This is a genomic window from Arthrobacter sp. 35W, assembly GCF_000482545.1.
Lineage (GTDB): Bacteria > Actinomycetota > Actinomycetes > Actinomycetales > Micrococcaceae > Specibacter.
In genome coordinates this window covers 1,356,861-1,382,900 of the sequence record NZ_KI519455.1, presented here as the reverse complement: position 1 = coordinate 1,382,900, position 26,040 = coordinate 1,356,861, and the positions used below count along the sequence as shown (strand labels likewise).

The following is a 26,040-nucleotide window of genomic DNA, read 5'->3' as shown; positions in this document are numbered from 1 at the left end:
AGTGAACCAGATGGCCCCGGCAGAGCGCTGTAGCCCGGAACACAGCCTGGGTGAACACCGGGTAAATACTCACAGCTTCTCCCCACTGTGGGTAACTATCCACAACCCCCGCCGCGGCCCTTGGAAATCCGCGCCCGTTCGTCATTTTCGCGCCCGGTGCGCGGCCGCGATTCTTATCAACAGGCGCGATTTTCACCATGCTTATCCACATTCGCGGTTCTGGCCCGTTTTAAGCCATACGGATGGGCCACGATGCTGTCCATGTCCCCACTTCCACAGCTTTCAACGACTCGCCTCCTGATCGCCGCGCACGCGAACGAAAAGGTTCTGAACAGGCAGTACGACGGCGGATCCCTGGTCCGCCTCCAGCGCGGAGTTTACGCCGCCGTCGCCGACTGGCAGTCGGCATCCCCGTGGAATAGGTACCGCCTCAGTGCAGAGGCTCTCCTGTTGACGCATCCTGCGATCGCGTTGTCACGGCTGACGGCGGCGCACCTGTGGGGTCTGCCAGTGCTGTCCCTGCCGCAGGAAATCTTCGCCTATGGCACGGGCCCGGGATCTCGTACAGAACGAAGTGGGTCCAAAGCCACGGTGGCCACTGCGGGCAACGGCGGCGGACTTGGCGGGCGGAATGGGTTTGGGCTGCATGTGCAGCGGAAAGACCTTCCCACCGGCCACTGGGAAATATTGGCGGGGACGCCTGTAACATCGCTGGCACGGACGTTGGCCGACGTGCTTGGCTATGAAGAGTGGGCCCAGGCGATTGCTGCCGCCGACCACGCCCTGCGCCAGCTTCCGGAGGAGCAACGGGCCGGATTCATGGAAAACGTTCGGGACACCGCCCGCATCTTCAAGCCGAAATGCCGCCGCATGAGGGTGGGAGAGGCCTTGGAGTTCGCCAACCCGTTGAGTGAATCTGCCGGTGAATCGCTGTCACGGGCCAACATCCATGCGCTCGGGTTTCCGCCTCCCGTACTGCAATTCGACATCACCGACAGGCGAGGCTTCACTGCCCGGGCCGACTTCTATTGGCCGCATTTGAACCTGGTCGGAGAATTCGATGGCCGCGGCAAGTATCTGCGCAGCGAACTTCTCAACGGACGCACCCCGGCAGAGGCAGTTGTGACGGAGAAGGATCGGGAGGACAGGATCCGCGCCCTGGGCTATGGCGTTGTCCGGTGGGATTGGGACGTGGCCAAGGACCTCGAGGCTCTCTCCCGCCGCCTGCGCAGGGCCGGCCTACGTCCAGAATGACCCCACAACCCAAGAAAATCGCGCCTGTTCGTCATTTTCGCGCCGGGTGACCGGGCGCGAAAATGACGAACAGGCGCGATTTTGGAACTTTAGAGGACCGGGAAGACTTCCAGGCCGCCGAGGTACTTGCGCAGGGCAACGGGGACGTTGACCGAGCCGTCGGCATTCTGGTGGTGCTCGAGGATCGCCACGATCCAGCGCGTGGTGGCCAGCGTGCCGTTCAGGGTGGCAACGGCGCGGGTGGTGCCCTTGCCGCCCGGCTTTCCTCCTTCGTCGGCGTTCTGGCGTTCGCGGATGTTCAGGCGGCGCGCCTGGTAGGTGGTGCAGTTGGAGGTGGAGGTCAGCTCGCGGTATGCGCCCTGGGTGGGGACCCACGCCTCGCAGTCGAACTTGCGGGATGCGGAGTTGCCCAGATCGCCGGCAGCGGTGTCGATGACGCGGTACGGCAGCTCCACCTTGGCCAGCATCTCTTCTTCCCAGGCCAGCAGGCGATCGTGCTCGGCGGCGGCCTCTTCAACGGTGGTGTAGGTGAACATCTCCACCTTGTTGAACTGGTGCACGCGGATGATGCCGCGGGTGTCCTTGCCGTGCGAACCGGCCTCGCGGCGGTAGCAGGAGGACCAGCCGGCGTAGCGGATGGGGGCGTCGGCCACATCGATGATTTCATCGCCGTGGTAGCCGGCCAGGGCCACCTCGGAGGTGCCCACCAGGTACAGGTCGTCCTCGGCCAGGCGGTAGATCTCGGCGTCGTGCTTGACGTCGAAGCCGGTGCCGGCCATGGTCTCCGGGCGCACCAGCGTCGGGGTGATCATGGGCGTGAAGCCGGCGGCAATGGCCTGGTCCATGGCCAGCTGCAGCAGGGCCATCTCCAGGCGCGCGCCAACGCCCTTGAGGAAGTAGAAGCGGGATCCGGAAACCTTGGCACCGCGCTCCATGTCGATGGCGCCGATGAGCTCGCCGATCTCCAGGTGGTCGCGCGGTTCAAAATCGGGGAATTCGCGGGGCGTGCCCACGGTCTTCAGGACCACGTAGTCGTCCTCGCCACCCTCGGGAACGCCGTCGGCCACGAGGTTCGGCAGGGCGCGCACCAGGGCGTCCTGCTCGGCGGCGGCGGCATCGGCGGCGGCGGAGGCGGCCTTGACCGCGATGGCCAGTTCCTTCACCTCGGCCAGCAGGGCCTGCTTCTCCTCGCCCTTGGCGGCGGCAACCTTCTTGCCGAATGCATTCTGCTCGGCACGCAGGGCCTCGTAGGCGGTGATGGAGCTCTTGCGGGAGGCATCAGCGGAGATGATCGCGTCCACCACCGACTCATCGGCGCCGCGCAAACGCTGGCTGGCTCGGTAACGGTCGGGGTTTTCGCTGAGGTCTCTGACATCGATCACCGTCTAAGGGTATCCAATTGCACAGCGGGCACAGGCTATTGTGGTGGAACCATGCCAACTCAGGTCGTTGTCCTCATCATTGTGCTCGCCTGCGTGTTGTTCGTGCTGTTCAGTTGGTGGGGCGTCCGCAAGCTGGCCCAGCGCCACACGCGCAGCGCCGTCGCCCAGTCCCCGCACAAGGTCCACCTCGGCCGCCAGAAGGTCGCCGTCATCCTGAACCCGGTCAAGGCCGGTGCCGCCGATGCCCGCGTCTTCATCACCCGTTCGGCGTCGCTGGCCGGCTGGGCCGAGCCGCTCTTCCTTGAAACCACCGCCGAGGACCCCGGCTATGCCCAGGCGCGCCAGGCTCTGGAGTACGGGGCCGACGTCGTCATCGCCGGCGGCGGCGATGGCACCGTCCGCGCCGTGGGCGAGGTGCTGCGGCACACCGACGTTCCGCTCGGCCTCATCCCGCTGGGCACCGGCAACCTGCTGGCCCGCAACATCGGCCTGGACGTCAATGACATCCATTCCAACGTCCAAACTGCACTCTTTGGCCACCAGCGCCGGATCGACACCGCCCTGATGGAAACGGAGAACGCCGTCACCGGCGCCGCCAGCAAACATGCCTTTTTGGTGATTGCCGGTCTGGGCATGGATGCCGAGGTCATGGGCGACACCAACGACCAGCTGAAGAAGCATGTTGGCTGGCTGGCATATTCCGAGGCAGGCATGCGCCACATGGTGGGTCGCCGACGGAAGGTCAGCATTGCCATGGACGACGCCCCGGCCCAGCAGCGCAAGGTCCGCTCGGTGATGTTTGCCAATTGCGGACTGCTGCCCGGCGGCATCGACTTCATCCCCAATGCGTTGATCGACGACGGCGTCCTGGACGTGGTGGTGGTCAGCCCCCGCAGCGCCCTAGGCTGGATGGCCATGGGCGGAAAGATCCTGTTCCAGCACAAGGGCGGCCCGCCGGTGATCGATTTCTACCGGTCCAAGTCGGTGACGGTGCGCACGACCATGCCTGTTGAAACCCAGCTCGACGGCGATCCGGCCGGCCAGGCGACGGATGTGACTGTCACGGTGGAGCCGGCGGCCCTGCTGGTCCGCGTCCCCGCGCCCACCGAATAGGCGCAGGCCTCAGGCGTCCCGGTGGTGGCTCTGTTCGCGGATCAGGGTCTCTTCTTCGCCGAAGCGCAGATCATTGGCCTCGTCCGCAGAATCCCCCACCGAATCGTCGCGCACATATTGGGCGCCAGGATTGACGATGGTGCCATCATCATTGCTGTCGTTTACCTTGTTGGCAGGCATCGCGCATCCCCTTTCCTATGAGCCACCGCCCCGCCATGGGGTATGCACAGCATACGCACGCCGCACCGCGCCGAACAGAGGATGGACGGGCCAATTAAACAGCTGCGCCCACCCCCTGTTCCGGGAGCGGGCGCGGCGTTGCAGTGCAGGGGTCCTAGAGGACGCGGGGGGCCTGGCCGTTGTCGGAAACCATGGGGAACTCGGCGTCCTGCCACGCACCCATGCCGCCCGTGACGTTGAAGGCGCTGTAGCCGTTCTCCGTCAGCCAGGTGGTGGCGCGGAAGGAGCGGCCGCCGGTGCGGCAGATGACGTTCACATCGACGTCGGGGTCCAGCTCCTCCAGGCGTGCCGGCAGTTGCTCCAGGGGGATGTGCAGGGCGCCGTCAACATGCCCGGCCTCCCATTCGTAGTCCTCGCGGACATCAAGGATCAGGGCGCCTTCGCCCAGCTGCTCTACGGTGACGTTCATAACCTCGGACACGGCGTGCACTTCTCCTGTTTTTTCGGTGGTGGAACCTTAAGAATATCGCCAGCCCCTTTCCCCAAATGTGACGCAGCCGGGTAATGATGCGAAAATTGGGCCTGTGAAGCCTACAATCGCGGGGCAAGAGTCCCCAGAAACCCAAGACAGGTCGTTCTTCGGCCAACCCAAGATGCTCCTGAACCTCTTCAGTGTTGAGCTGTGGGAGCGTTTCTCGTTCTACGGCATGCAGGGCATTCTGGCCTACTACATGTACTACACCGCCACGCAGGGCGGTCTGGGCATCGACGAAACCGTCGCTCTGGGCATCGTTGGCGCGTACGGCGGTGGTGTGTATCTGTCCACCATCCTGGGCGCCTGGGTTGCCGACCGGCTGCTCGGCTCGGAGCGCGTGCTGTTCTACAGCGCCATCCTGATCATGGCCGGCCACATTGCCCTCGCCGTCCTGCCCGGCGCTGCGGGACTCGCCGCCGGTCTGATCCTGGTGGGCATCGGCTCCGGTGGCCTCAAGGCCAACGCCACGTCCCTGGTGGGAACGCTCTACAAGGAAAATGACGACCGCCGCGATGCGGGCTTCTCCATTTTCTACATGGGCATCAACATCGGTGGCCTGATCGGCCCGCTGGTGACCGGCTGGCTGCAGGTCAACTTCGGCTTCCACATCGGCTTCGGTGCCGCCGCCGTCGGCATGGCACTGGGCCTGACCCAGTACGCGCTGACCCGCAAGAACCTGCCGGAATCGGCCCACCACGTGCCCAACCCGCTCCCCCGCAGCAAGTTCACGCTGGTCGGCACCATTGCCGCCGCCGCCGTCGTGCTCATTGTGCTGGCAGTGGCCACCGGCCTGATCACGGCAGCGAACCTCAAGTGGGTCATCGTGGGCTTCGTCGTGGCCGCCACCATCGCCTACTTCGTGGTGATCCTGTCCTCGAAGAAGCTCCAGGGCCCCGAGCGCAGCCGGGTGTTCTCCTTCATTCCGCTGTTCATCGCCAGCGCCGCGTTCTGGTCGCTGTTCCAGCAGCAGTTCACCGTGCTGGCCGTGTATGCGGACCAGCGCCTGGACCGGACGATCTTCGGCTGGGAAATGCCGCCCACCTGGGTCCAGTCGATCAACCCCATCTTCATCATTCTGCTGGCCGGTGCATTCGCCGCCCTGTGGACCAAGCTGGGCTCGCGCCAGCCGATCACGCCTTACAAGTTCGCCACCGCCCTGGTGGTCATGGGCCTGGCCTACCTGGCCTTCATCCCGCTGTCCGGCATGGCCGCCGTGCCCCTGATGGCCCTGGCCGGCATCCTGCTGCTCTTCACCATCGCCGAGCTCATGCTGTCCCCGGTGGGGCTGTCGCTGGCCACGAAGCTGGCCCCCGAGGCCTTCAAGACCCAGATGGTGGCGCTGTTCTTCCTCTCGGTCTCGCTCGGCACGGCACTGTCCGGCGTCTTCGCCGCGTACTACGACTCGGCCAATGACGCCCCGTACTTCACGGTCATCGGCCTGGTCGCAATCGCCCTCGGTGTGGTGCTGGCGCTGGCCGCCAAGCCCATCAAGAAGCTGATGGCGGGCGTCCACTAGTCCCCACTCGCCGGCCCAGACAATCGCTGGCGCGATTTTCCGGGAACCTGGCAAGCGTGGGCCCACCCTTGAACGACGGCGGCCCCCACCTTTGAGGTGGGGGCCGCCGTTTGCTTTGGGCGTGGTTAGTACTTGTAGGTGTACTCGCTGTAGCCGTGTTCGGCAGCGATGGCGAGGCTGACGATGATCAGCACCCAGACCAGCACATAGCCCACCAGGGCCAGGTAGCTGCTGATCAGGCCGGTGAGATAGAAGGCCTTGCCCTGCGGCGCCTCCTTCTTCATCGCCATGTGGCCGGTGATGATGCCGGCGATCTGGGGCAGGATGAGGAAGCCGAAGCCCAGCACCAGAGAGGCCAGACCCAGCACCATCGAGGTGATGCTCAGGGCCTTGGGGCCGGTGGAGGCAGGGGCGTAGTAGGCCGGCTGGCCGTACGGCTGCTGCGCATAGGGCTGCTGTCCGTACGGTGCGGGCTGCTGTGCATACGGCTGCTGTCCGTAGGGACCGGGCTGGCCGGGCTGCCCATAGGGCTGCTGGCCATACGGTGCCTGCGGATCGGCGGGCTGCTGCCCATAGGGCTGCTGTCCGTAGGGGTCCACAGGCGGCTGGGCCGATGCCTCCGGGGCGCCATACGGATTGGCCGGCGGGACCGGAGCGTCGTAGGCCGGCTTGGCATAGGGGTCGGTGGGCGCATCGCCGAAGAACGGTCCAGCGGACTGGCCGGGCGTGGGCGCTTGAGTGGGTTCCGGCGTCGGGCCCGGCGTCGGGCCCGGCGGGGCAAAGGGCGGCGGAACCTTCGGCAAGTTCGGATCCGGCTGTTCTGGCTGGTACGTCATTGACTGCTCCCCATAGATGAAATCGCGTTTCACTTCAATCCTAGGCCAGCAGGCCACGGCCGCACCGTACCCAGCGCAACGGAATTCAGGCGCATGGGTGGGCCGGAAACGTCCGCGGCAAACGACGTCGTTCGTCATGGAGGTCCACACTGTGGGTGCCCGCTGCCAACAGCGGGCCCGCTCTGTCATGCTGGAGGCATGGCTAGCCGCGCGGGCACTATTGCCCTTCCCCAGGACCTTGTTGACCTCACTGCACTGTTGGATGCGTACTACGACATCACGCCGGATCTGGATGACCCCGCCCAGCGCGTGGCCTTCGGCACCTCCGGGCACCGTGGATCCAGCCTGAAATCCTCCTTCAACGAGGGGCACATCGCCGCCATCACCCAGGCGATCATCGAGTACCGCAACGGGCAGGGCATCACCGGCCCGCTCTTCATGGGCAAGGACACCCACGCCCTCAGCGAGCCGGCACAGAACACCGCCCTGGAGGTGCTGGCCGGCAACGGCGTGCACGTGATGATCGACGCACGCCACGGCTACACCCCCACCCCTGCCGTCTCGCACGCCATCCTCAGCTACAACAGGGGCCGCGTCGAAGGCAATGGCCAGGCGGACGGCATCGTCGTCACGCCCTCGCACAACCCGCCCGGCGACGGCGGCTTCAAGTACAACCCGCCGCACGGCGGCCCGGCCGACTCCGACGCCACCGGCTGGATCGCGGACCGCGCCAACGAGCTGCTGGCCGACGGCCTGCGCGGCGTGCGGCGTGTGCCGCTGGCCGAGGCGATGGCCGCCGGCACCACCGGCAAGTTCGATTTCCTCTCCGGCTATGTGGACGACCTCCCCTCCGTGCTGGATCTGGATGCCATCCGCGGCTCCGGCCTGCGCATTGGTGCGGACCCGATGGGCGGCGCCTCCGTGGACTACTGGGGCGAGATCGGCGAACGCCACCATCTGGACCTGACGGTGGTCAACCCGACCATCGACCCGCAGTGGGCCTTCATGACCCTGGACTGGGACGAGAAGATCCGCATGGACTGCTCCTCCCCCTTCGCGATGGCCTCGCTCATCGCCAAGCTGGCACCCGGCGCCGACGGCTCGGCGGCCTACGACATCGCCACCGGCAACGACGCCGATGCGGACCGCCACGGCATCGTGACCCCCGACGGCGGGCTGATGAACCCGAACCACTATCTGGCCGTGGCCATCCAGTACCTCTACACGCACCGCAGCCAGTGGCCGACGACGGCGGGTGTCGGCAAGACGCTGGTGTCATCCTCCATCATCGACCGGGTGGCAGCGGACCTGGGCCGCACGCTGGTGGAGGTCCCGGTGGGCTTCAAGTGGTTCGTACCCGGGCTGCTCTCCGGTGAGGGCGTCTTCGGCGGGGAGGAATCCGCTGGCGCTTCGTTCGTGAAGCGCGACGGCTCCGTGTGGACCACCGACAAGGACGGCATTCTGCTGGCCCTGCTGGCCTCGGAGATCACCGCCGTCACCGGCAAGACCCCCTCGCAGCACTACTCAGCGCTGACCGACCGCTTCGGAGCTCCGTCGTACGCGCGCATCGACGCCGCCGCCACCCGGGAGCAGAAGGCGGCTCTGGGCAAGCTTTCCGCCGCCGACGTCACCGCCACCTCCCTGGCCGGGGAGCCGATCACCGCCAAGCTGACGGAGGCTCCGGGCAACGGCGCGTCCATCGGCGGGCTGAAGGTGACCACGGAAAGCGCCTGGTTTGCCGCGCGCCCCTCCGGCACCGAGGACGTCTACAAGATCTACGCCGAGTCCTTCAAGGGCGCCGAGCACCTCAAGCTGGTGCAGGCCGAGGCCAAGGCCCTCGTCGACGGCGTCATTTCCTAGCGCGGGTCTCCGCAGGCTTCGCTGGTTGAGCGGAGCCTGCGGAGCCGAAATCCGGCGAGACGGCCGCGTCCCCGGCCACCGCCGTCGACCACCGGGCCCTAGTGGTGCAGGCCGTGCTCGTGGTCGGTGTGTCCGGCGGGTTCGAGTTGGAACGTCGAGTGCTCGATGCTCAGGGCAAAGTGCCCCGCCACGCATTTCTGCAGCGCGTCGAGCATCTGCGGCGCGTGCCCGTCGTGGAAGCATTCCAGATCCACCACCACGTGGGCGGTCAACACCGGCAGCCCGGTGGCAATCTGGCTGACGTGCAGATCGTGCACGCCGCGGACATGGTCGACGCCGAGGATGTGTTCGCGGATGGAGGCCAGGTCCAGCCCCTTGGGTGTGGATTCCAGCAGCACGTTAATGGTTTCCAGCAGCAGTTTGACCGTGCGCGGCAGGATCAGCACGCCGATCAGCATGGCGACGATGGCGTCGGCCTGCAGCCAGCCGGTGAAGTAGATGACGGCGGCGGCCACGATGACGGCAACGGAGCCCAGAGCATCGTTGAGCACCTCGAGGAATGCCGCCCGCATATTGAAGTTGCTGCCGCGCCCGCCGGATAGCACCACCAAGGAGATGACGTTGCCCAGCAGGCCGATGGCGCCGAAGACGGCCATCTCAGTGGAGGCAATCTCGGTCGGATGGAACAGCCGCTGGACGCCCTCCACCAGCACCACCAGGCCCACGGCCAGCAGCACCGCGGCCTGGGCGGTGGCGGCCAGCACCTCGGCCCGCGCAAAGCCCCAGGTGCGGCGGTCCGTGGCCGGGCGGCCCATCAACCGGGCGGCCACCAGGGCCATGGCCAGCCCGCCGGCGTCGGTCAGCACATGGGCCGAGTCGAACAGCAGGGCCAGGGAGCCGGTCAGCAGCGAACCCACCAACTGCAGCACAAACACCGCCAGCGTGATGCCAAGGGCCACGGCAAGGCGGCCCTTGTGCGAGTCTGCGCCATGCGCATGGCTGTGTGAGTGGTCATGTCCGGCCATGGGTCAATAGTACATCCAAAGCTGAATCCAGCGACAGGTGTACCATATTGAGAATGGAGACCATTAGCAACGCCGCCGTGCTGGCCCGCTTTGGCTACGCCCTGTCGGATCCGACGCGGGCCCAGATCCTGATCGATCTTGCCGAGGCCCCCAACTACCCGGCCGCGCTTGCGGAGAAGTTCGCCGTCTCACGCCAGAGCATGTCCAACCACTTGGCCTGCCTGCGCGACTGCGGCCTGGTCTGCGTGGCTCCGGAGGGGCGCCGCTCGCGCTACGAGCTGGCCCACCCCGGCCTGGCGCACGCATTGCACGATCTGCTGGGCTTGGCACTGCAGGCCAGCGAGGGCCACCAGCCGCACTGACGGCAGGAAATGTTCAGCTCTGCCGCGTGATGAATCCCGCCATCCCAGGCACTGTGAAGGCGATAACCCCATGCTCGGGCGCGTAGACAAGGCCTTTGGCAATCAGGTTGGCACGTGCAGGACCAAAACTGGCCGAGCTCCGACCAAGCCGCGCGGCGATTTCCCCCGAGGAACTCCCAGCGTCACCGTCTTCGGCCATCGCGCGAAGATAGCTCTGTTCGGCTCTTGTGGCGCGGTCCCAGCGGGCTCGAAAGAACCCACTATCCAACGCTGCCCTACCGCTGGCCGCACCGACCCGAGCATCGTCATAGGTTATTTTGGAGCCGGCAGCAGCATTCCACGCATCCTGGCCATATTGCTGCAAGAAATACGGATACCCTGCACTTTCCTTGACGATGAGCCCCACGGCCGCATCGTCCCAGATGACATCCTCTTCGGCCGCAGGCTTGGTCAACGCCTCTGAGGCGACGGCGCCGCGGAGCTCTTCGATCTTTTCGTAGTTGAACCGCTCGGCGTAGGACTTTGCTTCCGCAAGCACCCGGGGCAGGCTCGGCAGGCCGGCGAGGGCAAAGAGCACGCTCCATTCGTCCTGGGCCGCAGCGTGCGCGATTGCACAAATGGCCACCAATTCCGAGTGGTTGAGGTCTTGTGCTTCATCGATCAGGATGGCCAGGCCAACCCCTTCCTCCTGGGCCGCCGCGGCCAAGTCGTGGATGAGTTTGCGAAGGTCAGTCTCAAGAACTCCGGTGTCCGCACCCCCGCCGGAGGCACCTGCCAGGTCGACACCGAAGTTCCAGGTTCCAGTCGAATCGTAGGATGCTTTGAAACTGACCGCCGTCTTGAGCGCCTTCATAAGACGCCGCCCCGCGGATGGGCGCGCAAGGTCGGCCAGCGAAGCGTGCAGGGCTTCGCCGAGCGCCTCCCGCAGCGACTTCCCCGCTCCCGCCTCAACTTGCGCGACAATCCAATCGCGTCGGGTTGCTGCCCTTCGGAAATCGGACAACAGCACCGTCTTGCCGACACCCCGGAGTCCGTACAGCACGAACGGCTGGGCCGACTTGCCAATTTCCACCCTGTCCAGGGCAACCTTCCAATTCGCCCGGGGCTGGTCTCGCCCGACGAGTGCAGCGGGCTTGCGGCCTGCCCCTGGCGAATATGGGTTGTGCACGGGATCCATCGGGCCTCCTGATCTAGCAAAATCTGCCTGGGTATAGCAATTTACTACATATACTTAGATTTCTGTAGACATTGCAACAGGAGTGATTTCTCCAGCGTTCCCGGACCATGTCGGGACGTGCCATCGGCAGTCCCGCGCGCTTGGCTGCCCGCAGTTGCCGCCTATCGAACATCTGACGACCGATATTCTTGTCCGTGGCCCTGCACCTTGCGCGGCACATGAGAGGCAGAGACATATGAGCTTGTTGGGAACCAATTGGACCGTCCACGGGGACGGCAAAACCATCCACCCCGGCGAAGTGGTCTCCCCCGGCGAGCGCCTGAGCTGGCCGCGCACCATCGGCATCGGCCTGCAGCATGTGGTGGCCATGTTCGGCGCCACCTTCCTGGTGCCGATCATCACCGGCATGCCGCCGGCCACCACCTTGTTCTTCTCCGGCATCGGCACCCTCCTGTTCCTGGTGCTGACGCGCGGCAAGGTCCCCAGCTACCTGGGCTCCAGCTTCGCCTTCATCGCCCCCATCATGGCCTCGCAGCAGGAGTTCGGCGTCAGCGGCGCCCTCGGCGGCGTGGTGATGGCCGGCGTCGTCCTGGCCATCATCGGCCTGGTGGTGCAGAAGTTCGGCGCGGGCTGGATCAACAAGCTCATGCCCCCGGCCGTCACCGGCACCATCGTGGCCCTCATCGGCCTGAACCTGGCGCCGGCGGCCAAGAACAACTTTGTAGCGGCGCCCGTGACGGCGGCCATCACGCTGGTGGTCATCATCCTGGTCAGCGTGCTGTTCCGCGGCATTCTGGGCCGGTTGTCCATCCTGGTGGGCGTCGTGGTGGGCTACCTGGTGGCCCTGCTGCGCGGCGAGGTGGACTTCTCCACCATTGACGCCGCCGCATGGATCGGCTTGCCGCAGTTCCAGACGCCCACGTTCCACATCGCCGTCGTCGGCCTCTTTGTCCCTGTAGTGCTGGTGCTTGTCGCAGAAAACATCGGCCACGTGAAGTCCGTGGCGCTGATGACCGGCAAGAACCTTGACCCGTACGCCGGCCGCGCCCTCATCTCCGACGGCATTGCCACCACGCTGGCCGGGTTTGGCGGCGGCTCCGGCACCACCACCTACGCGGAGAACATCGGCGTCATGGCCGCCACCAAGGTCTACTCCACCGCCGCCTACTGGGTGGCAGCCATCGCAGCCCTGGTGCTGAGCTTCTCCCCCAAGTTCGGTGCGCTGATCGCCACCGTGCCGCCGGGCGTGCTGGGCGGCGCCGCAACGCTGCTCTACGGCATGATCGGCGTGCTGGGTGTGCGCATCTGGGTGCAGAACAAGGTCAGCTTCTCCAACCAGGTCAACCTGACCACCGCCGCCGTCGCACTGATCATCGGCATCGCCGACTACACCTGGACCATCGGCCAGCTGCAGTTTGCCGGCATCGCCCTGGGCACCGCCGCGGCCCTGGTGATCTACCACGGCATGAACGCCCTGGCGAAGTGGCGCGGCACCGCCGTCGGCGCCGAGGTGCCGGAAACCGAACCCGCCGCGCACTAGCTCCGCCCATGTCGATCCCAACCGGCGTTTAAGGGCGAACGCGCGGCCTAGGCGTTGGTTGCGTTGGTTGCGTTGGCCTCGATGCGGCCCAGCAGCTCAATGAACTGCTCCTGTTCCGTGGCATCCAGCCCCGCAATGAGGGACCGCTCCGTGGCCAAATGGTCCGGAAGAACACGCTCCACCAGAGCTTTGCCCTCGGCCGTCAGGGTCACCACCGTGCCGCGCTTGTCACCGGGGTCCTTGGACCGGGCCACCAGGCCGCGGTCGGCCAGCTTGTTCAGCCGCTGGGCGATGGCGCTGGAGGTGACCATCGCCGACGACGCCAGGGCCGCCGGGTTCAGCGCATAGGGGCTGCCCGAGCGCAGCAGCGTGGCCAGCACATCGAACGATCCGGAGTCGAGCCCATGCCGGGCGAAGGTGCCGGCCAGCTGCGCCTCCGCAGCGTTCATGGTGCGGGTCATCCGGCCAATGATGGCCATGGGCGAAACATCCAGATCGGGCCGCTCGCGGTGCCACTGGCCAAGAATCCTATCGACTGCATCGGTCATGGTGCCACTCTAGCAATTTGCTAAGCACTTAGCTATTATCGCTAAGTGCTTAGCAAAAGAGTCCTCATCCTCGCAGCAACCGCCGTCGCGCCCATCACCTGGGGATCGACCTACATCGTCACCAGCCAATTCCTGCCACCCGGCACGCCCCTGCTCGACGCCGCGGCCCGCGCCCTTCCCGCCGGACTGATCCTGCTGGCCATCACCCGGAAGCTGCCGCATGGGGCATGGTGGTGGAAATCGGCCGTGTTGGGCCTGCTGAACATCGGAGCCTTCTTCGCCCTGCTCTTCGTGGCCGCCTACCTGCTGCCCGGCGGGGTGGCCGCCACCGTGGGCGCCGTGCAGCCATTGATCCTCACGGTGCTGGCCAGCCGGTTCCTGGGCGAGCGGCTGCGCAGCCGGCAGATTCTGGCGGGGGCTGCGGGCGTGGCCGGCGTCGGCATCCTCGTGCTCGGGGCCCAGGCCCGCCTGGATGCGATGGGGGTGCTGGCCGCACTGGGCGGCGCGGCATCGATGGCAGCGGGCGTGGTGCTGAGCAAGAAATGGGGGCGGCCGGAGTCGCCGCTGGCCCTGACCGCATGGCAGCTGACCAGTGGCGGGATCCTGCTGCTGCCCGCGCTCCTGCTGGTCGAGGGACTGCCCGCCGAGCCGCCCACACTAGCCAACCTTGCAGGCTTCGCCTACCTCGCCGTCGTCGGCACGGCCCTGGCCTACGCCCTGTGGTTCCGCGGGATCGCCCTGCTGCCCGTCGGCTCGACGTCGTTCCTGGGCCTGCTCAGCCCGCTCGTTGCGGTGCTGCTCGGCTGGGCCGCGCTCGGACAGGCGCTCTCATGGAGCCAAGTGCTCGGGGCTGCCATCATCCTTGGGGCGCTGGCCTCAGTGCTCGCGCCCCAGCGCCAGAGGGCCCCAGCGAAGGAGCCGCAGGCCGCGGGCCGCACGTGATTCCACCAGCCCCGGTTGGGCCGGCGGCAGCGCCCGCTAGTGCCCGCTGCCGTTCAGCAGGCCCGCGAAAAACGCGCCGAGCTCCGCCGTCGCGGCCAGTGGCAGCACATTGGCCACGTACTGGTCCGGCCGGACAACGACGACGACGCCGCCGCGGTCCAGTCCGCGCAGGTCGAAGATGTCCGCCGCCGGGTCCATGGCGTAGACCCGCTCGTAGTCGGTGAGCTGGAACGGGCCGACCTGCGGTTTGAACACGGCGGAGACGGCCCCGATGTCGATGTTCGTGTGGTCCTGCTGGTAGATGACCAACACGTCGAACCACGCATTCGGATCGATCCCCTCGGGAGTTGCGGCGAGGGGCGAATCCGGTGCGGCGGCGAGCCACTCGGCAAGTTCTTCAACGGCCGACGGCGCTTGGGGCTGCACGGTCTGGGGCTGCGCAGTTGCAGGCGCCGCCCCGTCGGCGAATACATAGATGCGCCAGCGGCCATCCGCCGTCGCATGGTGGCCCAGATGGACCGGGTTGGCGTCGCACACCCGCACGACAGGCGCTGACTTGAAGCGCTTGCCGATCGGGAAGCCGGTGGCCAGATCCTGGTGCGTGGGCCCGGCGATGATCATGGATGGGGCGTACTGGGTCATGAATCCGGCCGGGAACTCAGCGGTGCTGACGTAGAAGTCCTCCAGCTCGGAGGGGCTGTTGAATTCCTCCGGCTTCTTCGCCATCATCGTCGACCACTCCTTGTCGAAATCGATGAGGTTCTTCGCGACCACCTGCCGCTCGGCCGAATACGTCGAGAGCAGGCTCTCCGGACTGCGGCCCTCGAGCACATGCCCCAGCTTCCAGCCCAGATTGAAGCCATCCTGCATGGAGACGTTCATGCCCTGGCCGGCCTTGGCACTGTGAGTGTGGCAGGCATCGCCTGCGATGAAGACGCGCGGTGTCCGGATGCCCAGCTCTTCGGGGCGGACGTCGTCGAACCTGTCGGTGAGACGGTGCCCCACCTCGTACACGCTATGCCAGGGGACGTTGCGCACGTCAAGCGTGTAGGGATGCATGATCTTGTTCGCCTTGTCGATGATCTCCTCGAGGGTGGTGCTGCGCACGGCATGATGGTTCTGCGGGTCGACCTCGCCCAGGTCGACATACATGCGGAAAAGGTGGCCGCCCTCGCGCGGGATCAACAGGATGCTGCCGCCTTCGCCGGACTGGATGGCGCACTTCGTGCGGATGTCGGGGAAGTCCGTGACGGCGAGGACATCCATGACCCCCCAGGCATGGTTGGCCTGGTCTCCGGCCATTGTGCAGCCAATGGCCTCGCGCACCTTGCTCCGGGCGCCGTCGGCCCCCACCACATACTTCGCCCGGACCGTGCGCAGCTGGCCCTCATCGGGGCCGGCGGTGTGCAGGAGGGTCACGGTGACGGGGTGCTCCCCCTCGCCGTCGACCTCAAGCGAGTGGAACTCCAGGCCGTAGTCGGGCGACATGCGGGTGGGCGCATCCGCCATGAATTCTGCGAAGTAGTCCAGCACCCGCGCCTGGTTCACGATGAGGTGCGGAAACTCGCTGATGCCTGTCGGATCATCCACGGGGCGGGCGGCGCGGACAATGCGGGTGTGGTCCTGGTGGTCCGGCTTCCAGAAGGCCATCTCGGTGATGCGGTACGCCTCGGCGATGATCCTTTCGGCGAAACCAAAAGCTTGGAAGGTCTCCACACTGCGGGCCTGGATGCCATCGGCCTGGCCGATGGCGAGCCGCCCGCCGCGGCGCTCGACAATCCGCGTGGTGACGTTGGGGAATTGGGACAGCTGCGCCGCCGTGAGCATCCCGGCCGGCCCGGTGCCCACAATGAGCACGTCAACCTCGTCGGGGAGCTCCGCGGGCCGGTCGATGCCGACGCCGGCGGCCGGCTGGACGCGCGGGTCACCGGATACGTAACCGTGGTGGTGGAACTGCACGGGCTGTCCTCACTTCGTTGTGTCGTGGCCCGCCGCCACCGGCGTATTGCCGATGGCAGCGATGGATCGTTGATTCAATACTGGCGAGCAGCTGCGGTGCGCGCCATAGATGCATGGAAAGGTCCCCCTCGCCAAGGGTTGGCACCTCCCGGTTTCCATTTCACGAGCATCGTATACGATTCCATACTCGATGGGGAGGGGTGTGCAGACAAAGGACGAATCGTCCATCCCGGGGTGCGTTCGGGACTCGTAAGGATTCCGCCCGCGGCGCCGGGGCTGCCGTTGGCATGATGGGTGCATGACCTCCTCCGAACCATTGCTGGAACCGCGCATCGGCGTCATTGGCGGCACTGGCCTGTACCGGCTGCCGGGCGCCACCGTTCTGCAGACGCTGGATGTGGCCACGCCATTCGGCCCGCCCTCCAGTCCCATCACGATTGCCCGGCTGGCCGCGGCGGACGGCGGCGGGGTGGCGGACGGTGCCGCCGTTGCATTCCTCAGCCGGCACGGCCGCGGCCACGACGTGGCGCCGCAGCAGATCAACTACCGTGCCAACCTCTGGGCACTCAAGAGCCTGGGGGTCGCCGCAGTCCTCTCGTCAGCCGCCGTCGGCTCCCTGGTGCCAGGGCATGCCACGGGCACCTTTGCCGTGCCGGACCAGGTGCTGGACAAGACCTGGGGCCGGGCGGACACCTTTTACGACGGATCGCTGCCCACGGGTGTGCAGCATCTGCCCGCCGCCGAGCCGTTCAGCCCTGCGCTCCGTGCCCTGCTGGCAGCAGCACTCCACGAGCGCGGCGAGTCCTTCCAGCCTGCGGCCACCGTGGCAGTCATCAGGGGTCCCCGGTTCTCCACCAGAGCCGAATCCGCCGCTCTGGTCCAGGCTGGGGCCCATCTGGTCAGCATGACCCAATACCCCGAGCCGGTGCTGGCGGCGGAGCTGAACATGGCGTTCGCTGCACTGGCGTTCATCACCGATGCCGACACCGGCCACGACGGATCCGAGCCCGTGACGGCGGAGCTGGTGCTCGGCCGGTTGGCGGCCGCGCAGCCGCGCATCCTGGCAGCGCTGTCCACCGCCGTCGGCCTGGCGGCGCAGTGGCTGGCCTCCTCGCGTCCGTCCAGCGGCGACGGCGGCAGCGTCGACACCGGGGCCGTGGGCACAGGAGCCGCGGGGGCCGGGCCGATGCCGGCCGCCGCCGTGGCCGCCGTGATGGGTGCCGCGCCGCGCCGCGAGGGTGCGGCACCGTGAGGATCCTGGTCACGGGCGGCGCCGGGTTCATTGGCGGCCACATCGTCGAGGCCGCACTGGCGCGCGGCTGGGAGGTCCGGATCCTGGATTCGCTGGACCCTGGGATCCACCCCGGCCCGCCGCGGACCAATCAGGCCGCCGGACTGCTGGTGGGCGATGTCTGCGACGCCGGAGCCGTCGCCGCGGCGCTGGCCGGGATCGACGTCGTCGTACACCAGAGCGCCAAGGTGGGGCTGGGCGTGGACTTCTCCGATGCGCCCGACTACATCCGCAACAACGACCTCGGCACGGCCGTGCTGCTGGCGGGCATGGCCGCGGCCGGTACGGACAGGCTGGTGCTGGCCTCCTCCATGGTGGTCTATGGCGAGGGCGCCTACACTGACCCGGCCGGCCGGCTGGTGCGCCCCGGACCGCGCCGTGTGGAGGATCTGCAGAACGGAATTTTCGATCCACGGGACCCGGCCACCGGCCGGATCCTGCTGCCCGCGCTGGTCACCGAAGACGCGGCGCTGGATCCCCGGAACGTCTACGCCGCCTCCAAGCTGGCCCAGGAGAATCTGGCATCGGCATGGGCACGCTCCACGGGCGGCATGGCTGTTGCGCTGCGCTACCACAACGTCTACGGGCCCGGGATGCCCCGGAACACCCCCTACGCAGGTGTGGCCAGCCTGTTCCGTTCGGCCCTGGCCCGTGGTGAGGCGCCACGGGTCTTTGAGGACGGCGGCCAACGACGCAGCTTCATCCATGTGGCAGATGTGGCCCAGGCCAATCTGCGCAGCGCCGAGGCCCTGTCCGGCGGCTCCCTCCACCCCGGAGGATTCCGCGCCTACAACGTGGGCGCTGGCGAGGTCCACACCATTGGACACATGGCGGCGGTCCTGAGCGCCCAGAGCGGAGGCCCGGAGCCTGTGGTCACCGGTGAATTCCGCCTCGGCGACGTCCGCCACATCACGGCCAGCTCGGCCCGGATCCAGGCGGAACTAGGCTGGGCGCCCCGGCACAGCTTCGACGACGGCATGCGTGAATTCGCCACTGCGCCACTGCGCGGAGCCGTGGACTAAGGGGCTCAGACCACCGGCCGCAGGTTCTCCGCTCCGGCAGGAATCCGCAGACGGAACCGGCAGCCGCCCTCGATGTTGGCAACTTCCAGGGTGCCGTGGTGGGCTTGGATGATGCCGTGGACCATGCTCAGGCCGATGCCGGCACCGCTGTAGCGAGATTTGGTCCGGCCGGAGTCCTTCTGCCAGCCCGCAGTGAGCATACGGGGCAGATCCTCTTCCGGGATGCCGCCGCAGCCATCGCTCACCTCCACCACCGCCTCGCTGGCCGTAGACGTCACAGCAATGGACACAGTGCTGCCCTGTGCGCTGTACAAGATGCCGTTGAGGACAACATTGCGGATGGCCCGCGACAATGAGGCTCCATCGGCCGCCACCATGGTCGGGGCGACGGCGCCACCATTGATGGCTATGGCCCGGCTGGCGGCGACGGGGGCAAGATCGGCAATCGCGTCGCTGACGACGTCGTAAAGGTCCAGCTGCTGACTCTTCAACACCATGGTGCCGGCCTGGATCTTGGACAACTCCAACAGGTCATTGACCAGCACGGCCATCTGGTCTGCCTGGGTGATGATGCGTTGGTGGTAGGCGGACACGTCCTCGGCAACGCCGTCCTCCAGCGCCTCGGCCATGGCGCGCATGCTGGCCAGCGGAGTGCGCAGGTCGTGGGACACCCAGGCCACCAGTTCGCGCCTCGCATTCTCCACCGCCAGCTCCCGCTGCCTGGATTCCTCCAGATTGCGGCTGGTGGCGGCCAATTCCGCGGCGAGGGCGGAGAGCTCAGAGGTCATTTTCCGTTGCGGGGCCAGGCTCTCGCCGCGGCCGATCCTGGCCGCGTCGCCTGCCAACCGCTTCGTGTTTCTGGCCAGGCCGAGGCCCAGCAGCACGGCGACCACCACGGCCAGGACCGAGGCAATCGCCAGGATGAACCACATCACTTGGAGGTCCTCCGCGGTGATGAACATGGCGTTGAAGGCACTCACCACCCCAGCGACCAGAATGGCCATGGTCGCCAGCACAACAAGCAGGATCTGCACGACGATCGACGCCGAGCGGAGCAGGCGCTGCAGCACCACCGTCACTGCACCGATGGCCAGCGCCCAGGCCAGCACGACGGCGGCAATGGTGGCCAGATCGCCGCTAGTCATGGCCGGCCACCCCCGTTCCGTCGTCGAATCTGTAGCCCACGCCCCACACCGTTTTCAACAGCAGGGGTGTGGTGGGGTTGTCCTCGATCTTCTCGCGCAACCTGCGCACGTGCACCGTCACGGTGGAAAGGTCGCCAAAGTCCCAGCCCCAGACGGCCTTGATCAGGACGTCGCGGCTGAAGACCTGGTTGGGGCGGCGCAGAAAGAACGCCAGCAGGTCGAATTCCCGCGCCGTCAGCGTGAGGTTCCCACCGCGGTACCGAACGATGCGCGAGGCCGGGTTGAGGAAGAAACCGGCCAGCTCCACCGGCTGCTCCGGGGTGTACTCCTTGATGCTGCGGCGCAGCACCGACTTCACCCGCAGCACCAGTTCGCGGGGCGAAAAGGGTTTGGTGACGTAGTCGTCGGCTCCCATTTCCAGACCAAGGATGCGGTCGTCCTCGGTGCCCAGTGCGGTGAGCATGATGATGGGCATGGTCTGCGTCAGGCGGATCCTCCGGCACACCTCTACGCCGTCCAGCCCGGGCAGCATGCGGTCCAGGATGATCAGGTCGGGGTTGTGCGTCTGGGCCAGATGCAGGGCACTGAAACCATCCCCAGCGAGGTCCACTTGGAAGCCTGCCAGCACCAGATAGTCATGCACCACCTGGGCGATGGTTGCCTCGTCTTCAACAAGCAGGATGCGCCTGTTGCCAATCTCCCCGGCGTCAGCGTCGGGATGGACATTGTTCACGCTCCCAGCATAGGTTCGCGCGCGCCGCCGTGGGCCGGTTGCGGGGTCCCGCAGGGCAAGCGTCCTGGTTCCGTAAGGATTTCCGCCTGCCGCTGCGCCCCCGGGGATTCTACCGTCGAAGGGTGGAGAAACAGCCGAGCAATTCGCATCCAGGATCCGGGACGGCCAAGCGCCGCAGCCCACCGCCCGGCGACGCCGCTGGCGCGCCGGCCATGCTGGTGGATGTAGTCCTGCCCTGCCTCAATGAGCGTGCGGCGCTGCCCCAGGTGCTGGCATCCCTGCCGCCGGGATACCGCGCGATTGTGGTGGACAACGGATCCACCGACGGCTCCGGCCCGCTGGCGGCCGCCCTGGGCGCCGTCGTCGTCCTTGAACCGAGGCGCGGCTTTGGCGCGGCTGCCCATGCAGGGCTGCTGGCCGCCACGGCGGAGTATGTGGCCTTCTGCGATTGCGATGGGTCGCTGGACCCGGCCGGGCTGGCCCCGATGCTGAAGCTGGTCCGCAGCGGGAGTGCCGATCTGGTGCTCGGTGCCAGGCGCCCCGTGCGCGGCGCCTGGCCGCTCCACGCACGGCTGGCCAACACCGTCCTGGGCTGGCGGCTGCGCCGCCTGACGGGGATCCCCGTCACCGACCTTGGCCCGCTCCGGCTGGCCCGGCGCAGCGCACTGCTGGGTCTGGACCTCACCGACCGGCGCAGCGGCTATCCACTGGAAATGTTCCTCAAGGCCCACCGTGCCGGCTGGCGCGTGGCAGAGATCCCTGTGGCCTATGCACCACGCGTGGGGAAGTCCAAGGTGACGGGCACGCTGCGCGGCACCCTCACCGCGGTGAAGGACATGCGGGCGCAGTTGGACGCCGCCTCCCGCTGGGCGCCGAAGGCAGGGTCCGATGGGGCGGCGGCCGGAACCGGATCCCAGGCACGCGGGGCAGCACAATGAACCTCACCATCGCCGTCATCGCCAAGGAGTGCCTTCCGGGCCGAGCCAAGACCCGCCTCACCCCGCCGCTCACTCCGGCGCAGGCCGCAGACCTGGCCCAAACCAGCCTCAGCCAGACGCTGGGGACGGTGCGGTCCCTTCCGGCGGCCAGGCGTTTGCTGGTGTTCGACGGGGTGCCGCACAGCCGGGATGCCGCGGGCTTTGAGGTGGTTGCCCAGAGTGCCGGCGGGCTGGATGAACGGCTGGCAGCCATTTGTCCGCTGGTGGACGGCCCGCTGCTGATCCTCGGTATGGATACGCCCCAGCTGTCCCCGGGCCTGCTGGCTCCGCTGCTGGCGGACTGGTCCTCTCCCGGGCCGCGACACGGCGCCTGGCTCGGCCCGGCGTCGGACGGCGGCTTTTGGGCCCTGGCCCTGCACAGCCCCGATGGCAGGCTGGTCCGCGGCGTGGAAATGTCCACCCCGCGGACCGGAGGCGACCAGTTCCTCAGGTTGTCCGCCGCCGGCCTGTCCGTGGGGCTGCTGCCCATCCTGACGGATGTGGACCACTTTGCCGATGCGCTGGCCGCCGCCCGGGAGTGCACCGGGACGCCGTTTGCCCGCGCGGTGGATGCCCTGGCCGCGGGCGGCATGCCTGCCTGGGCCCGGTCTGATGCGGCGTCCACACGGCGGGAGGTCCGGCGGTGAGCATCCAGACGGCCCCATCCGGCACAGTCCGGGCAGACGGCACAGTTGCCTTGTTTGGCCAAGGCAGGCACGAGCCATACGCCGGCAGCCTGTCCCACGGTCTGGGGCGCCTGACGCTGCGGCCGGATGCCGTCGGGCCTGACGACATCGGGCCCGTCCATTTCAACATGCTCGGCTTCTCCGCCCCGGCCACCGCCGTTGAGCGCGGGCTCCTGGGCACCCTGCGTGGGCCGGTTCTTGATGTGGGCTGCGGCCCAGGCCGGATGCTGGCCGCGGCCCGGGACCTGGGATTGGCTTCGCTGGGCGTCGACACGAGCGCACCTGCCGTGCGGCTGGCCGTCGGCCGTGGCGGCACGGCCATCCACGGCTCCATCTTTGATCCGCTCCCGCACGAGGGCGGCTGGGGCTCCGCACTTCTGCTGGACGGCAACATCGGCATCGGTGGCAACATCCGGGTGTTGCTGGAGCGTGTCGCGTCACTGCTGGCACCGGGCGGACGTTTGCTTGCGGAGGCCGAAACACCCGACTTCCTCGATGTGGCCTACCTGGCCGTCCTGGAGGATTCCTCCGGACACCGCAGCGACGCCTTTCCCTGGGCCCGTGCAGGTGCAGCGGCCCTGGCTGCCCACGCAGCCCGGGCGGATCTTGCCGCCGTCGCCACGCGCAGGGTTCAGGGCCGGGTTTTTCTGACGCTGGAACGCCGGGCGTAGAGCCCGACGGCGGCCACGGCGGCCACGGCCACAGCGGCCGCCACCACCAGAACGAGCCAAAAAATGCCCAGGGCCTGCGCATAGCCTCCCTGCAGGACGGTGTCGTTGGGCCCGCTCTCCGGGCCGTCCGGCTGGAGCACCTGCTGGGCCCGGATCAGTGGTGCCGCCACCAGGGTCATCAGCGCCCCGATCAGGAGCGATGCACGCACAATCCATTGCTGGAGGGGGCGCAGGCCGTACGTCAGCCGCGACAATCCGCCACCGGCCAGCGTTGTCAACGGCACCAGCACGCCGTCGTGGACCACCAGCGCCGCGGCAAGCCAGGCCGCCAGGCCTAGCAATTGGACGAGGGGCACGTGGACCAGGAACCCAAACACCGCATAGCCAAGGGCGGCCGTGCCCGAGGCCCCCAGGGCCGCCCGCACCCACCACATGGTTCCACGCTCCGCCGTCGCCGGCGGGAGCATCACTGGCAATCGCATCAGATGACCTCCACTTTGTGCACCCATTTGGTCTGCAGCACGCCCGGGCGGCCGGGCGCGATGATCCGTGCCGGAAAGCCGTGGTCAAGGTCCAACGGCGCCCCGTTGAGTTCCAGCGCCAGCAGTGTTTGATCGTCTTGGCTGTACGCGGCCGGCATGAAGGATCGGCCGTAGACGCCGCCCTTCTCCAGGCTGGAAATCTGCAGTTCGGCGTCCGCCGGTGCACCCACCGTGGCCATCAGGTCCCGGATCCGGACACCGCGCCACTGGGCGCCCTGGCTCCACCCCTCCACACAGGCGATGGGCAGCCCATAGCTGAACTGGGGCAATGCGGCCAGCTGCGCCAGCGTGAACGTCTTCTGCACCGCTCCCGAGGCCACTGTCAGCACCCAGTCCGGGTCCATCGCGGCCTGCGCCACACCGGCCTGGGCTGCCGTCCTATTGACAGGCACACCCTGCGGACCGGTGTCCATGCGGCGGGGGGCGAAGAGGTTCAGGCCTGCCAGCCAGTTGAAGGACTGCCCGGCCATGGTCAGCACGACGACGCCAGTGCCGGCGGCGAGCGCGGCCAGGAAGCCCCGGCGGCTCCAGCCACGCCCCAGTGGAGACTGCACGGCAGCCGAAACCGTTGCGCCGTCCACTGCCGTTTCGCCCGGGGCGGCCGTGCCCGCGTTGGCGGTGCCCGCGGTGGCAGCTTCCTGCCTGCGGCTCCAATGCGCCGCGATCAGGGGCAGTTTGACGGCAATGTGCAGCGCCAACGAGCCAATGACGACCCAGGCCAGCCAATAGTGGACATCTTTGAAACCAAAGGTCCACGGATACCACTGGAAGGTGTTGAGCAGTCCGATGGCTACCTCCACCAGGGAGGCGGCCACAAAGAGTGCGATCGAGGCCCGCTCCAAGCCGTGCACCACGGATTTCAACGGCGGCCAGCGCAGCAGTTCGGGGAACACGGACCACAGCTTGGCTGCCAGGAGCGGGATGGACGCAATCCCGGTGGTGACGTGGATGCCCTGCGTGGCTCCATACAGCCATTCGGGGCGCGTAAGGAACAGCATCCACCCGGGCGGATCCTGCAAAAGGTGGCTGAACAGCCCCGTGGCGAAGCACACCGTGAAGGCAAGGGCGAGCCAGCGGCCCAGCACCACCGTCAACCGTTTGCTGCGCAGTGGCGAGGCGAAACGCTCACTCACCGAGTCCATCTGCTGTTGGAGAAGAATGGTCAATCTGTCCATACCCAGATCAGACCACCTGGGCGTGCGCGCAGTCCCGGGCCAGACCTTACGAAAGGTGAACCATCCAGGATTTTCCGCCCCCAGGGCCGGTCTTCTGGTGCAGGATCAAGGGGTGAGCGATTCAACACCAGACCCCGCGCATCGACGCAGGCTGCCCGGGCCGGAGCACGGGGGTGGCGCAGCCACGGTGTCGGCGCTGGCCCTTGTGGCAGTGCTGGCGGGTGTCATCTGGTGGATGGTCTCCAACGATCCGTCGGCGGAGTGGATCTCCCCCATCGGAACACTTGCCGCCTGGGCCCTCTTCCTCCCCGCGGCGCTGGCGGCGCGGAGGATTCCTGCCCGGCATGCGGCCGCCGTCGTACTGCTGGGCTCGCTGCTGCTGGGAACCGCGGCCATCTCGGCTCCTCCCGCAACCAGCAACGACTCCGCCCGCTATGCATGGGACGGCATCGTGCAGAAGGCAGGCATTTCCCCCTACGCCCACGTTCCGGCGGACGAGGCGCTGCGGCAGCTGCGGCCGGCGTGGCTGTTCCAGGATGCGGGGGCGGACGGCACCTGCAACACCAATCCCTTCCCTACCGGCACCGAGGCCACCACCAACATGCGCGGCGGCGGCACCCTGTGCACGGCCATCAACAGGCCCACCGTGCCCACGGTCTACCCGGCCGTGGCGGAGCTCTACTTCCTGGCCGTCCGTCTGCTCTCCGGTGCCGACGTGGGGTTCATCGCCTTCCAGTTGGCCGGGCTGCTGCTGAGTCTGGCCGTCACTGTGGCACTGCTGGCGTTCCTGCGCCGCACCGGGCGGCCGGCACACCAGGCAGTGTGGTGGGCATGGTCTCCGCTGGTGGCCCTTGAAGCCATCAACGGCGCCCATGTGGACGCCCTGGGAGCGGCTCTGGCGCTGGCCGCGGCACTGCTGCTGGTCCAAGGCCGGGTGCTCGTGTCCGGGATGGCGTTCGGTGCCGCGGTGGCCACCAAACTGATCCCAGTGATCAGCGCCCCGGCCCTGCTGCACCGCCGGCCCGTCCGCTTTGTGGCTGCGGCCGTGGCCACCTTTGCCGTGTCGTATGTTCCGTACGTCCTGGCCAGTGGCTGGGCCGTGCTGGGCTATCTGCCGACGTATCTCAAGTCGGAGGGGTACGACGGCGCTGACAGCCCGCGGTTCACGCTGCTGAAACTGGTGCTCCCCACCAGCTGGGCGGCACCGGCGGCAGTGGTGCTGCTGCTCTGCCTGGCCCTGTACGTTTGGCGGACCACCGACGCCGCCCGGCCTTGGGACGGGCAGGTGCTGATGGTTGGCGGGACGCTGCTGATCGTCTCACCCAGCTACCCCTGGTATGCCCTGCTGCTCCTGCCGTTCGTGGTGCTGGGCCGGCGCTATGAGTTCACCGCCATCGCCCCGGTGCTGGCCATGATGTACTTCACCGGCGCCGAGCCGTACGGTCAGCTGGTGGCGCGGCTGGGTCTGGGCGCCGCCGTCGTGCTCATAGCTTTTGCCGCGATCTTCCGACGGCGGAGCACCCCGGGTTGGGCCCGGCCGGGGACCCCTTGACACCCCAGTGCGTCAGC

25 protein-coding genes are annotated in these 26,040 nt (G+C 67.4%); 13 read left to right on the top strand and 12 right to left on the bottom strand.

Annotated elements, in window-relative coordinates; translation table 11 throughout:
* Positions 1 to 261: 261 nt before the first annotated feature.
* Positions 262 to 1,254, top strand: a complete 993-nt coding sequence (locus tag K254_RS25830) for a hypothetical protein (RefSeq protein ID WP_155848624.1) — start codon at positions 262 to 264, stop codon at positions 1,252 to 1,254.
* A gap of 89 nt (positions 1,255 to 1,343) precedes the next feature.
* On the opposite strand, the gene serS is transcribed toward K254_RS25830, so the two are convergent.
* Positions 1,344 to 2,636 (bottom strand): serine--tRNA ligase, encoded by a 1,293-nt coding sequence (gene serS, locus K254_RS0118380; protein ID WP_026556588.1) that lies wholly within the window; start codon positions 2,634 to 2,636, stop codon positions 1,344 to 1,346.
* Positions 2,637 to 2,687: 51 nt separating this feature from the next.
* Between serS and K254_RS0118375 the strand changes: the two genes are divergently transcribed.
* On the top strand, positions 2,688 to 3,749 hold the full coding sequence (locus K254_RS0118375; protein WP_026556587.1) for a diacylglycerol/lipid kinase family protein: 1,062 nt from the start codon (positions 2,688 to 2,690) through the stop codon (positions 3,747 to 3,749).
* Between the two features lie 9 nt (positions 3,750 to 3,758).
* Here the strand turns inward: K254_RS0118375 and K254_RS25825 are convergent, their stop codons facing one another.
* Complete coding sequence (locus K254_RS25825) at positions 3,759 to 3,929, bottom strand: hypothetical protein (protein WP_155848623.1); 171 nt, start codon at positions 3,927 to 3,929, stop codon at positions 3,759 to 3,761.
* A 154-nt stretch (positions 3,930 to 4,083) separates the two neighbouring features.
* Positions 4,084 to 4,410 carry a rhodanese-like domain-containing protein gene (locus K254_RS0118365; protein WP_026556586.1) on the bottom strand — a complete coding sequence of 109 codons (327 nt, stop codon included), beginning with the start codon at positions 4,408 to 4,410 and terminating at the stop codon, positions 4,084 to 4,086.
* A gap of 103 nt (positions 4,411 to 4,513) precedes the next feature.
* On the opposite strand from K254_RS0118365, the gene K254_RS0118360 reads away from it, so the two are divergent.
* Complete coding sequence (locus K254_RS0118360; protein ID WP_231391903.1) at positions 4,514 to 5,980, top strand: peptide MFS transporter; 1,467 nt, start codon at positions 4,514 to 4,516, stop codon at positions 5,978 to 5,980.
* 125 nt (positions 5,981 to 6,105) lie between these two features.
* Here K254_RS0118360 and K254_RS25005 read toward each other — a convergent pair whose 3' ends face one another.
* Positions 6,106 to 6,816 carry a DUF4190 domain-containing protein gene (locus tag K254_RS25005; protein WP_051389379.1) on the bottom strand — a complete coding sequence of 237 codons (711 nt, stop codon included), beginning with the start codon at positions 6,814 to 6,816 and terminating at the stop codon, positions 6,106 to 6,108.
* A 198-nt stretch (positions 6,817 to 7,014) separates the two neighbouring features.
* Between K254_RS25005 and pgm the strand changes: the two genes are divergently transcribed.
* A complete protein-coding gene (pgm, locus tag K254_RS0118350) occupies positions 7,015 to 8,676 on the top strand; it encodes a phosphoglucomutase (alpha-D-glucose-1,6-bisphosphate-dependent) (protein WP_026556584.1) in 1,662 nt (553 codons plus the stop codon).
* 98 nt (positions 8,677 to 8,774) lie between these two features.
* Here the strand turns inward: pgm and K254_RS0118345 are convergent, their stop codons facing one another.
* The gene (locus tag K254_RS0118345) at positions 8,775 to 9,701 is read right to left on the bottom strand and encodes a cation diffusion facilitator family transporter (protein WP_026556583.1); all 927 of its coding nucleotides are present in this window, start codon (positions 9,699 to 9,701) and stop codon (positions 8,775 to 8,777) included.
* A gap of 53 nt (positions 9,702 to 9,754) precedes the next feature.
* Here K254_RS0118345 and K254_RS0118340 point away from each other — a divergent pair, with 53 nt between their 5' ends.
* The gene (locus tag K254_RS0118340; protein ID WP_026556582.1) at positions 9,755 to 10,063 is read left to right on the top strand and encodes an ArsR/SmtB family transcription factor; all 309 of its coding nucleotides are present in this window, start codon (positions 9,755 to 9,757) and stop codon (positions 10,061 to 10,063) included.
* 13 nt (positions 10,064 to 10,076) lie between these two features.
* Here the strand turns inward: K254_RS0118340 and K254_RS0118335 are convergent, their stop codons facing one another.
* Positions 10,077 to 11,240, bottom strand: a complete 1,164-nt coding sequence (locus tag K254_RS0118335; protein WP_026556581.1) for an ATP-binding protein — start codon at positions 11,238 to 11,240, stop codon at positions 10,077 to 10,079.
* A 235-nt stretch (positions 11,241 to 11,475) separates the two neighbouring features.
* Between K254_RS0118335 and K254_RS24100 the strand changes: the two genes are divergently transcribed.
* On the top strand, positions 11,476 to 12,780 hold the full coding sequence (locus K254_RS24100; protein ID WP_051389378.1) for a uracil-xanthine permease family protein: 1,305 nt from the start codon (positions 11,476 to 11,478) through the stop codon (positions 12,778 to 12,780).
* Positions 12,781 to 12,827: 47 nt separating this feature from the next.
* On the opposite strand, the gene K254_RS0118325 is transcribed toward K254_RS24100, so the two are convergent.
* A complete protein-coding gene (locus K254_RS0118325; RefSeq protein WP_026556580.1) occupies positions 12,828 to 13,328 on the bottom strand; it encodes a MarR family winged helix-turn-helix transcriptional regulator in 501 nt (166 codons plus the stop codon).
* Between the two features lie 45 nt (positions 13,329 to 13,373).
* Between K254_RS0118325 and K254_RS0118320 the strand changes: the two genes are divergently transcribed.
* Positions 13,374 to 14,270, top strand: coding sequence for an EamA family transporter (locus tag K254_RS0118320; RefSeq protein ID WP_026556579.1), 897 nt, complete (start codon positions 13,374 to 13,376; stop codon positions 14,268 to 14,270).
* A gap of 36 nt (positions 14,271 to 14,306) precedes the next feature.
* Here the strand turns inward: K254_RS0118320 and K254_RS0118315 are convergent, their stop codons facing one another.
* A complete protein-coding gene (locus K254_RS0118315) occupies positions 14,307 to 16,229 on the bottom strand; it encodes an FAD-binding monooxygenase (RefSeq protein WP_026556578.1) in 1,923 nt (640 codons plus the stop codon).
* A 298-nt stretch (positions 16,230 to 16,527) separates the two neighbouring features.
* Between K254_RS0118315 and K254_RS24095 the strand changes: the two genes are divergently transcribed.
* Positions 16,528 to 17,481, top strand: a complete 954-nt coding sequence (locus K254_RS24095; RefSeq protein WP_051389377.1) for an MTAP family purine nucleoside phosphorylase — start codon at positions 16,528 to 16,530, stop codon at positions 17,479 to 17,481.
* Positions 17,478 to 18,542: an NAD-dependent epimerase/dehydratase family protein gene (locus tag K254_RS0118305; RefSeq protein ID WP_026556577.1), complete on the top strand. Its 1,065-nt coding sequence runs from the start codon at positions 17,478 to 17,480 to the stop codon at positions 18,540 to 18,542. Before K254_RS24095 ends, K254_RS0118305 begins: the two co-directional genes overlap by 4 nt.
* 5 nt (positions 18,543 to 18,547) lie before the next feature.
* On the opposite strand, the gene K254_RS24090 is transcribed toward K254_RS0118305, so the two are convergent.
* Together K254_RS24090 and K254_RS24085 are read right to left on the bottom strand one after the other, a co-directional pair.
* Complete coding sequence (locus tag K254_RS24090) at positions 18,548 to 19,687, bottom strand: sensor histidine kinase (RefSeq protein WP_035750345.1); 1,140 nt, start codon at positions 19,685 to 19,687, stop codon at positions 18,548 to 18,550.
* Complete coding sequence (locus K254_RS24085) at positions 19,680 to 20,420, bottom strand: response regulator transcription factor (protein WP_035750343.1); 741 nt, start codon at positions 20,418 to 20,420, stop codon at positions 19,680 to 19,682. Before K254_RS24085 ends, K254_RS24090 begins: the two co-directional genes overlap by 8 nt.
* 122 nt (positions 20,421 to 20,542) lie before the next feature.
* On the opposite strand from K254_RS24085, the gene K254_RS24080 reads away from it, so the two are divergent.
* From K254_RS24080 to K254_RS0118280, 3 genes are read left to right on the top strand one after another with little or no spacing between them, the layout of a single operon-like run.
* Positions 20,543 to 21,358: a glycosyltransferase family 2 protein gene (locus tag K254_RS24080; RefSeq protein ID WP_442853062.1), complete on the top strand. Its 816-nt coding sequence runs from the start codon at positions 20,543 to 20,545 to the stop codon at positions 21,356 to 21,358.
* The gene (locus K254_RS0118285) at positions 21,355 to 22,044 is read left to right on the top strand and encodes a TIGR04282 family arsenosugar biosynthesis glycosyltransferase (RefSeq protein WP_026556576.1); all 690 of its coding nucleotides are present in this window, start codon (positions 21,355 to 21,357) and stop codon (positions 22,042 to 22,044) included. Before K254_RS24080 ends, K254_RS0118285 begins: the two co-directional genes overlap by 4 nt.
* Positions 22,041 to 22,754 carry a class I SAM-dependent methyltransferase gene (locus K254_RS0118280; RefSeq protein WP_051389375.1) on the top strand — a complete coding sequence of 238 codons (714 nt, stop codon included), beginning with the start codon at positions 22,041 to 22,043 and terminating at the stop codon, positions 22,752 to 22,754. Before K254_RS0118285 ends, K254_RS0118280 begins: the two co-directional genes overlap by 4 nt.
* Here K254_RS0118280 and K254_RS25000 read toward each other — a convergent pair.
* Together K254_RS25000 and K254_RS0118270 are read right to left on the bottom strand one after the other, a co-directional pair.
* Positions 22,715 to 23,236: a hypothetical protein gene (locus K254_RS25000; protein WP_155848622.1), complete on the bottom strand. Its 522-nt coding sequence runs from the start codon at positions 23,234 to 23,236 to the stop codon at positions 22,715 to 22,717. The genes K254_RS0118280 and K254_RS25000 overlap by 40 nt on opposite strands.
* Positions 23,236 to 24,471, bottom strand: coding sequence for a molybdopterin-dependent oxidoreductase (locus K254_RS0118270; RefSeq protein ID WP_231391902.1), 1,236 nt, complete (start codon positions 24,469 to 24,471; stop codon positions 23,236 to 23,238). The genes K254_RS25000 and K254_RS0118270 overlap by 1 nt, the downstream gene beginning before the upstream one ends.
* A 112-nt stretch (positions 24,472 to 24,583) precedes the next feature.
* Here K254_RS0118270 and K254_RS24070 point away from each other — a divergent pair, with 112 nt between their 5' ends.
* Positions 24,584 to 26,023 carry a glycosyltransferase 87 family protein gene (locus K254_RS24070; RefSeq protein WP_196811009.1) on the top strand — a complete coding sequence of 480 codons (1,440 nt, stop codon included), beginning with the start codon at positions 24,584 to 24,586 and terminating at the stop codon, positions 26,021 to 26,023.
* The last annotated feature ends 17 nt before the right edge of the window (positions 26,024 to 26,040 follow it).